Source organism: Bacteroidota bacterium (genome assembly GCA_037133915.1).
GTDB lineage: Bacteria > Bacteroidota > Bacteroidia > Bacteroidales > CAIWKO01 > JBAXND01.
Genome location: JBAXND010000087.1, coordinates 1 through 9185 on the forward strand (window position 1 = coordinate 1; position 9185 = coordinate 9185).

8 protein-coding genes are annotated in these 9185 nt (G+C 41.6%); 7 read left to right on the forward strand and 1 reads right to left on the reverse strand.

Going from position 1 to position 9185, the window contains the following annotated elements; all coding sequences use genetic code 11:
• The first annotated feature begins 174 nt into the window (after positions 1 to 174).
• Positions 175 to 1848, forward strand: a complete 1674-nt coding sequence (ettA, locus tag WCM76_16390) for an energy-dependent translational throttle protein EttA (GenBank protein ID MEI6767210.1) — start codon at positions 175 to 177, stop codon at positions 1846 to 1848.
• A 76-nt stretch (positions 1849 to 1924) separates the two neighbouring features.
• Here the strand turns inward: ettA and WCM76_16395 are convergent, their stop codons facing one another.
• Entirely contained in the window at positions 1925 to 3538 is a 1614-nt protein-coding gene (locus WCM76_16395) for a DUF4139 domain-containing protein (protein ID MEI6767211.1), read from the reverse strand.
• A 300-nt stretch (positions 3539 to 3838) separates the two neighbouring features.
• On the opposite strand from WCM76_16395, the gene surE reads away from it, so the two are divergent.
• The 6 genes from surE to lgt all read left to right on the forward strand — a co-directional run bounded on the left by surE (position 3839) and on the right by lgt (position 8533).
• A complete protein-coding gene (gene surE / locus WCM76_16400) occupies positions 3839 to 4606 on the forward strand; it encodes a 5'/3'-nucleotidase SurE (protein ID MEI6767212.1) in 768 nt (255 codons plus the stop codon).
• Positions 4599 to 4883 (forward strand): hypothetical protein, encoded by a 285-nt coding sequence (locus tag WCM76_16405; protein ID MEI6767213.1) that lies wholly within the window; start codon positions 4599 to 4601, stop codon positions 4881 to 4883. Before surE ends, WCM76_16405 begins: the two co-directional genes overlap by 8 nt.
• Positions 4884 to 4913: 30 nt before the next feature.
• Positions 4914 to 5435, forward strand: coding sequence for a DUF192 domain-containing protein (locus tag WCM76_16410; GenBank protein MEI6767214.1), 522 nt, complete (start codon positions 4914 to 4916; stop codon positions 5433 to 5435).
• Between the two features lie 380 nt (positions 5436 to 5815).
• Complete coding sequence (tcmP, locus tag WCM76_16415; protein ID MEI6767215.1) at positions 5816 to 6985, forward strand: three-Cys-motif partner protein TcmP; 1170 nt, start codon at positions 5816 to 5818, stop codon at positions 6983 to 6985.
• Positions 6972 to 7682, forward strand: coding sequence for a phage Gp37/Gp68 family protein (locus tag WCM76_16420; protein ID MEI6767216.1), 711 nt, complete (start codon positions 6972 to 6974; stop codon positions 7680 to 7682). Before tcmP ends, WCM76_16420 begins: the two co-directional genes overlap by 14 nt.
• Positions 7683 to 7693: 11 nt before the next feature.
• The gene (lgt, locus tag WCM76_16425) at positions 7694 to 8533 is read left to right on the forward strand and encodes a prolipoprotein diacylglyceryl transferase (GenBank protein ID MEI6767217.1); all 840 of its coding nucleotides are present in this window, start codon (positions 7694 to 7696) and stop codon (positions 8531 to 8533) included.
• The last annotated feature ends 652 nt before the right edge of the window (positions 8534 to 9185 follow it).

Below are 9185 nucleotides of genomic sequence, written 5' to 3' on the forward strand. Positions count from 1 at the left end.
GAAAGTCTGAAAGTCCATAAAGTCGAAAGTCTGAAAGTCCATAAAGTTGAAAGTCAAAACTCTTAGTTTTTGGTTCTTAATTCTTCACTATTTCCCGGATTCTTACTGCCAAATTTAGTTTTACTATCTTTGCACCGTCAATGGTGACATCTACAAAAAAACATTCATTTTTTTATGGCTGATGATAAAAAAATCATCTTTTCGATGATTAATGTGGGCAAGACTTTTCCGCCCAATAAACAGGTTCTTAAGGGAATCTATCTTTCTTTTTACTATGGCGCCAAGATTGGCGTGATTGGCCTGAACGGCTCCGGGAAATCGACACTGCTGAAAATAATTGCAGGTCTCGAAAAATCCTTTGAAGGCGATGTAACGTTTTCTTCCGGCTATTCCATCGGTTATCTGTCGCAGGAACCTATTCTCGACGATACCAAAACGGTGAAGGAAATTGTACAGGAAGGTGCGCAGCATATTGTTGATATGCTCAAAGAATATGAGGAAATCAACCTGAAGTTTGCCGAGCCTATGAGTGATGACGCCATGAACAAACTCATTGAAAAGCAGGGCCGTCTTACCGAACTTATTGAACAGCACGATGCATGGGAAATTGATTCCAAGCTGGAACGCGCCATGGATGCACTTCGCTGTGCCGAAAGCGATATGCCGGTCAAGAATCTGTCGGGTGGTGAACGCCGCCGCGTAGCCTTGTGCCGCCTGCTGTTATCCGAACCCGATATTCTGCTGCTCGATGAGCCTACCAACCACCTCGATGCCGAATCCGTTGAATGGCTTGAAAATCATCTTCAAAACTACAAAGGAACTGTTATAGCCGTTACCCACGACAGGTATTTTCTGGATAACGTGGCAGGATGGATTCTTGAACTTGACCGTGGTGAAGGTATTCCGTATAAAGGAAATTACACATCCTGGCTGGAACAGAAATCAAAAAGGCTGGAGCTGGAAGAAAAAGGCGAAAGCCGCCGCCGCAAAACGCTGGAGCGTGAGCTGGACTGGGTGCGTATGGCACCGAAAGCGCGTCAGGCAAAATCAAAGGCAAGGGTAAACGCCTACGAAAAAATGCTGAACGAAGACGTGAAGCAGAAAGAAGAACGTCTCGAAATATTTATCCCGAACGGCCCGCGACTGGGTACTCTCGTAATTGAAGCACAGGGTGTTTCGAAATCTTTTGGCGATAAGGTATTGTTTGAGAATCTCAGCTTCATGCTGCCTCCGGGCGGTATAGTCGGCGTAATCGGACCCAACGGTGCCGGAAAAACAACGCTTTTCAGAATGATTATGGGCGTAGAACAGCCCGATGCAGGCACTTTCAGACTGGGCGATACGGTTAAGATAGGCTACGTTGACCAGAGCCACGTTGAAATTGACCCTGAAAAGAATGTGTGGGAAGTAATTTCAGGCGGTAATGAAATTATTGAGCTCGGTAAAAAGCAGATGAATTCCCGCGCATACGTTTCCCGTTTCAATTTCTCGGGTCCCGATCAGGGAAAGAAAGCCGGTGTGCTGTCGGGTGGTGAGCGAAACCGTTTGCATCTGGCGCTTACGCTGAAAACCGAAGCCAACGTGCTGCTGCTCGATGAGCCCACCAATGATATTGATGTGAACACACTCCGTGCGCTTGAAGAAGGTCTTGAAAGCTTTGCAGGCTGCGCGGTAGTTATCTCTCACGACAGGTGGTTCCTCGACCGCATTGCTACTCATATTCTGGCGTTTGAAGGCAATTCGGAAGTTTACTATTTTGAAGGTAGTTACTCCGAATATGAGGAAAACAAGCGCAAACGCCTGGGCGACGAAGGTCCGAAACGAATCAGGTACAAGAAAATAAAGTAAATAAGACTTTATTAAATTGAAAAAGAGCTGCCCGAACCCAATGGTTCTGACAGCTCTTTTCATTTCCGTACAATAACTACAGATTAATATTCTTGTCTTTGGGATATTTCACCGAATAACCCAGCGTCATTTTTTTGCTCTCAGCTGCTTTCAGTGTGAATTTCCATACCACCTTTCCGGTATCTTTATCTGCCATACCACCCGATACGTCTATTGTTTCCACTTCAATATCCTTGTCGGTGGTAACCGGAACCTGATCTTCTATGACGATACTGATGGCCTGTTTTTTCTTGTTCTTAACATTAATCTCGTATGTGTAAGTAACTTTTGTGTTAGCACCTAAAAATTTCGTGCTGCTCAAATCCTTCATTTTCTCGCGGGTAACGCTTATGCTCTTGTCGCGCCCCAGCGAAAAATCAAGGGTATCTTTGGTATAACGTGTATCAATGTAGGATTTGCCCACATAGGTTCCTTCGAAGAAAAGATTCATTTCGCCGGGAATAATATTATACTGTTCCCAGCCGGTAACGCGGGCAACCAGGAATGCGTCGTTATCAATCTTGGGGGCACAGTAGTACTCGAATATCGCGGGAAGCGAATTTTTCTGAACTTCTACCGTGTATTTTTTCCCATCGCAGGGAACCGTATAAGGAATGCTTATCTGGAACTCAATATTGGTCTGGTTTTCTGAAACCACGGTATAATCAGCGCCTGTCTTCGACTTAAAATTTTCATCGGATTCTTCTTTGTCGTATGCCCTTGCAGGCTTTGACTCTGCCACAACAACGGCATCATAAACAACGCCTCCGTTTCCATATCCGTAACCATAATTAAAGGTCAGATACCAGGGATTCAATACAGGCTTAGCACCGCTTTGCGTGGGATTCCCGGTGCACAGTGTAAGCTTCACATTGTTCCAGTCGCGCCCTGTTGTCTGGTATACATTTCCTTTGTAAGCCAGCTCTATCGGGCTGTTCACATCAACCGCGCGTAAATCGTAGGTTGGAACCCAGCCGGCATTGGCCACCAGATAACTCAACGTAAACTTTGCAGTTGTTGCAGCATCGGCACTTATAGAAACTACCACCTCACTTGTGGGCTGTCCCTGTTTTGCATTCAGCGTAGCAAGCTGATTTGACAGGGTTTCAATACGTGTACTCAGCTTCTGAATTTTTGCCGCAATATCCAGCTGATTCGTTTTAATATCAATCAGCCGAGTACGAAAATATTCCATCGCTTCTTTCAAATCGGTAGGTTTTATGCCTGCATCCTGCCCTCCTATAGCTTTGTTGGCAAGCAATATCACTTCTTCCTGCGTAAAAACAGTCTGCATAGCCTGCTGATAGGCAAGTTTTGTCTGAAGTTTTTCTATTGAATCTTCAATCGCAAGAACATCCTTAGTTTTTTCCTGACCGCTCAGATAATTGAGCTGATGAACCACCGACAGAATGGTAAAATCGCCTTCGCCTTTCAACTGTATCGTTTGCGGATTCATATCGGCCGTAAGGTTTTCGAAAATGATGGTGTTGGCGCCCGATGAAAGACTTGTCTCACCGGTTTCCGAAACCTGCGCCCCGCTCAGGAACACCGTTACTTCTTTAATCTTAGTACTGACCTTTTTAGGTTTATCCTGTGCAAACGAAGAAATGCCAAGACATACAGCAAATAACACGACAATGAGCTTTTTCATATTTTATAGTTTTAGGATTTACAGGTCACTTAGATGCGGGTATTTCGAATTTCCATAAAAGTAACGCAAATTATTTTCTTGAATACTGGTTGATGACAAGAGTTAAGAGCAAGTGTATTCATATTTATAATTGAGGAAAGTGATTCTTCATTGCGCTTCGCTCCATTCTGAATGACGGCTTACCCTGAGTTTGAAAGGCAATTACAGAGTAGACTAAAAACTCCCTGAAAATTGCTAAGTTTGCATAAGAATACAGCAGGTGCGGTTGAGCAGACCGATACCATAATAATAATACAGATTATGCCAAAACCACAGATACTGATAACGAATGATGACGGCATCAGTGCACCGGGAATCCGGTATTTGATTGGAATTATGAAACAGCTGGGCGATGTTGCCGTGGTAGCACCCGACAAGCCTCAATCGGCCATGGGGCATGCCATTACCGTAGGCGCACCGCTGAGGTTGCAGAAGATAGTCCGCGAACCGGGATATACTGAATACAGTTGTAACGGAACACCCGTTGACTGTGTAAAAATCGGGATTGACAAGGTGATTCACCGTCGTCCCGATTTACTGGTATCAGGCATCAATCACGGTTCGAATTCTTCAATCAATATTATTTATTCAGGAACTATGTCGGCGGCGCTCGAAGGCGCAATGCTGGGAATACCTTCCATCGGATTTTCGCTGCATGATTATTCGCACAGTGCGGATTTCAGCCTGACAGGTCCGTTCATTAAAGAGATTTGTAAAAATGTACTTAAGAACGGCATTGCCGACGGCACGGCACTGAATGTAAACTTCCCGCCCAAAAAGGGCACGCCTAAAGGCATCAAGATTTGCAGGCAGGCACGGGCTTACTGGCAGGAAGAATTTGATGAACGCAAAGATCCGTTCGGCAGACCGTATTACTGGCTGAAAGGCGTGTTCACCAATCATGACCTGGAAAAGGATACGGACGAATGGGCACTGGCACACAACTATGTTTCGGTGGTTCCCGTTCACTTCGATTTTACTGCAATGCACGCTATTGAATCACTAAAAAAATGGAAATTCAATGTTTAAATTCTTAAAAAAAGACTCGTACTGGCTCGGCGCAATAATGGGTATTGTAGTTCCGGGAATCATCTATATTATACTGCATTTTCTCAATTTACTTACTGAAAGCAGGTCTACCGGATTGAGAGTTTTTCAGGAAAGTACGGTACAGATACTGAGTATTGTGGTGAATGCGCTGATGCTTCGCTATTACCTCGTGAGCCTGAAGTTTGACAAGACGGGAAGAGGTATATTGCTGGTAACGTTTATCTTTACGATAGCGTTTTTTATCTGGCTCAATTAAATTCTGTAATTCGAAATAATGCGGTGCATAATGGCAAGAAAAAATAAATTGAGTATTCTCTTCGCGCTGATACCTGTTTTTGTTGTGGGTGCATTTTTTATCTACAAGCTTTCCACAAAAACAAAACCACCGGTAAAACAGCAGCAGCAGCAACAGCAACAAAATTTTGAACCGACGTTCCGTAAAGACGGTGAACTTACGTTTGCAGACAACAACAATAAACTGCTGAAGAAAATTTCCATTGAAATAGCTGACAGTCCGGGCGAACGTGAGCAGGGTTTAATGTACCGCCACACCATGCCCGACAGTTGTGGTATGCTGTTTTTGTTTGATGTTGCCGAACCCCAGAGTTTCTGGATGAAGAACACCATACTTCCGCTTGATATTATTTACGTGGGCGAAGATTACAAAATTGTTACCATCGCAAAGAATGCTGTTCCCTATTCCGAAGAAGCTATTCCATCAGTTAAACCTGCAAAATTTGTTGTTGAAGTAAATGCAGGATTCACGGATGAATACAATATCAAAGAAGGAACGACCGTTAATTTTTAATGCATCGGGGACGGCGTGGACTATTCACCTTAGCTGCATGCAATATTTACATTTTTCATTCTAATTTATAATACTATTATTGCTTTGCTCAACAAATTACAAAAGGAACGGTAGCATTTACAAACAGGAAAAGTGAGGTTCAGAAAAAGAAAGATTCAGTAAACCTTCAAAGGGTAAATTAATGTTAAAATAATAAATGAAATAAAACAGGTTAATAAATACCTTTGCTTATTCGTGAGATTCTACCTACAGATCAGTTTGAAGGATGCCACATAGTGCATCCCGATGAGTAATAAATATAATCGCTTAATAAAATTAACTATACTTAAAAGCAGTTTGCCAAATTTAGCCTATAAATGAAAATAGTAAAAAAAAAGCACATGGCAAAAGACATACATAAGTCAAAGTTTGACGAAGGCACATTAACTAAACTTACCATTTTAAGGGAGTATTTTAAAGCATGGTTGCCCGTATTCTTGAAAGATCGTAAGTTTAACTACGAAAAAATTCAGATTTATGATTTCTTCGCTGGGGAAGGAACTGACACCATTGGTACAAAAGGAAGTCCTTTAGTTTTTCTTGAAGAATTGCGTGTTTATTGCAATTCAATAAGTGAACGCAAACAAAAAGTTGAATTGTTTTTCAACGAATATAAAAAAGAGAAATTTCAGAAACTTCAAAACACAATCATTGATTTCGTGAGTCAGTGCAAATCTTCTGAATTTTGCTCAATAAAATCATCCACGGATTGTGCATTTACATATTCCATCGAAAATAAAGATTTTGCAGTTTTGTTTAGTGAATTATTCGCAGAAATGATTCGTAAACCTCGATTCCCAAGGTTTATGTTTCTGGACCAGAACGGAATTAAATTCATTGACCATGATGTTTTTTCAAAATTAATCAGCTTGTCACGTACAGATTTTCTATTTTTTATTTCTTCTGCATACGCTAGCCGTTTTGCCGAACTACCAGAATTTAAAAAATACCTTTCAGTTGAACGCCAAGATTTTGACGAATCAAAACCGTATCATTGCCACCGTGTTATTTTAAACTACTATAAAAACCTTATTCCTCAAGGCAAAGAATATTATTTAGCGCCATTCTCAATAAAAAAGCCAAACAGCGGTAATATTTACGGTTTAATATTTGGCTCGAATAGTCCGTTGGGTCTCGAAAAGTTTCTAAATACCGCATGGAAATTAGACCAGCATACGGGTGAAGCAAACTTTGATATTGATAACGATAAAATCAGAACAGGTCAGATGTCATTTTTTGCGGAAGAAAACATTATAAAAAAAGTAGGTTATTTCAAAAAAAGCATGGTAGAATTTCTGGATGGGAAACCACGCACCAATAAAGAGGTTTACTTATTTACCCTTGAATCTGGTTTTACAGTAAGGCATGCAAATAATATTTTAAATGAATTGCAATCTGATAACGAATTAAATGCTGTTTACACAACAAGCACAGAAAAAGTAAGAAAAAATAGCTTTTATCTCAAATTTAACTCTGAAAAAGAAATACTTTTATCCTATGAAAAGCACTAAAATAGAGTGGACAGAAGTAACATGGAATCCTTCTACGGGTTGTACGAAAATATCAGAAGGTTGCGCAAACTGTTATGCCGCAAAAATGGCAAAGCGTTTAAAAGCAATGGGTACGCAAAAGTATGAAAATGAATTTCAGTTAACAATTCATCCCGATACTCTTAATGAGCCTTACACATGGAAAAAACCGCAAATAGTTTTTGTTAACTCCATGAGTGATTTATTTCATGAAGACATGCCGCTATCATTCATAAAAGAAGTATTTAGTGTAATGAACAATAATCCAAAGCATATCTTTCAGGTGCTAACGAAAAGGGCTGATGTTTTGGCGAAATACTCTGCACTTCTAAACTGGTCAGAAAATATTTGGATGGGCGTAACAGTCGAAAGTAGTAAACATCTTTACAGAGTAAATTCATTGCGTAATTCAGGGGCGGCTGTTAAATTTTTATCTTGTGAACCATTGCTTACACCGCTGTCAAATCTAAATCTTTATGAAATAGATTGGGTAATTGTTGGTGGCGAATCTGGTGCAAACTCACGCCCAATAGAAAAAGAATGGGTTCTTGAAATCAAAGATAAATGCGAAACACATAACGTTCCATTCTTTTTCAAACAGTGGGGCGGGTTCAACAAAAAGAAAACAGGTTGTTCCCTGAACGGGGAGATTTACAAAAAAATTCCAGTGTTTGCTTAATCTATAAAATAATGACCACACTTGCATACATAACCTGGGACGTGACACCCGTATTGTTCACGCTTGGCGGAATCGAAATCCGTTGGTATGGATTGCTTTTTGCCCTTGGATTCTTTTTCGCGTACACCCTGCTTTATGATATTTACAAACGCGAAAAGGTCAAGATCGCACAGCTGGATATGCTCACGGTTTACTTTTTTGTTGCCACCGTTGTAGGAGCACGCCTGGGGCATTGTCTGTTTTATGAATGGGCATATTACCGTCAGCATTTGCTGGAGATCTTTAAAATATGGGAAGGCGGCCTCGCAAGCCACGGTGCGGCTATAGCTATTGTTATCGCACTCATCATATACATTCGCCGCTACAAAGTAAATATGTGGTGGCTGTTCGACCGCGTTGCGATGGTTATTCCAATCGCCGCGGCATTTGTACGATTCGGAAATCTTGCGAATTCGGAAATCTATGGAAAGCCCACTACCCTGCCCTGGGCATTTGCGTTTATACACGATAAGGAGGCCAACTTTATCAATGTTGCAGGTCAGATTACACAGGTGGTACCGCGTCATCCGACTCAACTTTATGAAGCCCTTGCCTACCTGCTCATTTCGGCAGTACTTTACATCATTTATCGTAAGAAAAAAGGCGATATCGGACAGGGATATTTCGTAGGATTTTTCCTGATTGCCTTATTTACCGCACGTTTTGTAATAGAATTCTCAAAAGAAGTACAGGAAAGCTTCGAGAAAGCATGGCCCATTGATATGGGACAAATACTAAGTATTCCCTTTATTTTATTGGGGATTGGGTTTGTCTTTTTCGCCTGGCGAAAAGGTAAAACGGCTTCGAATTAATTGTTGTCTTGCCCCTATCCCTAAATCCTCCCGATGAATCGGGACAGGCTTTTCCCCGTAGCGGTGAAAGGGACTTAACTGCCGGCGAGCGTTTGCAACGCGTGCCACTGAAGCCATTTCTTACAACATGCTGTTACTTTCTTTTAGCGGGCAACTTGATGTATTCTCATTTTTATTATATTTGATGGTTGTTGCAGTACATTGCTTGCAGTACAATGTGCTATTTGGTTAATAACAAAACAAAGGATAGGCACGCGTTACAAACGCGCGCCAGCAGAATCAAACGTCCTCCTTTGCCTGCCGGATTATTCGTAGGGGAATTTCTGCAATACCGCTCAAAATGGTCCAAAACCACCCTGCAGATTCCGGCAACCTCCTGATTAGAATATCAGAGTATCCTCACAACTATCTCCGGGAGTGTTCACAGGTATATCAGAGTGTGTCGGTAACTATCTCCGGGAGTGTTCACAGGTATATCGGAGTGTGTTGTTAACTATCTCCGGATATGTTCACAGGTATATCGGAGTATGTTGTTAACTATCTCCGGATATGTTCACAAGTATATCGGGAAGGTGTTGTTAACTATCTCCGGGAGTGTTCACAGGTATATCAGAGTATGTTGTTGACTATCTCCGGGAGTGTTCACAGGTAT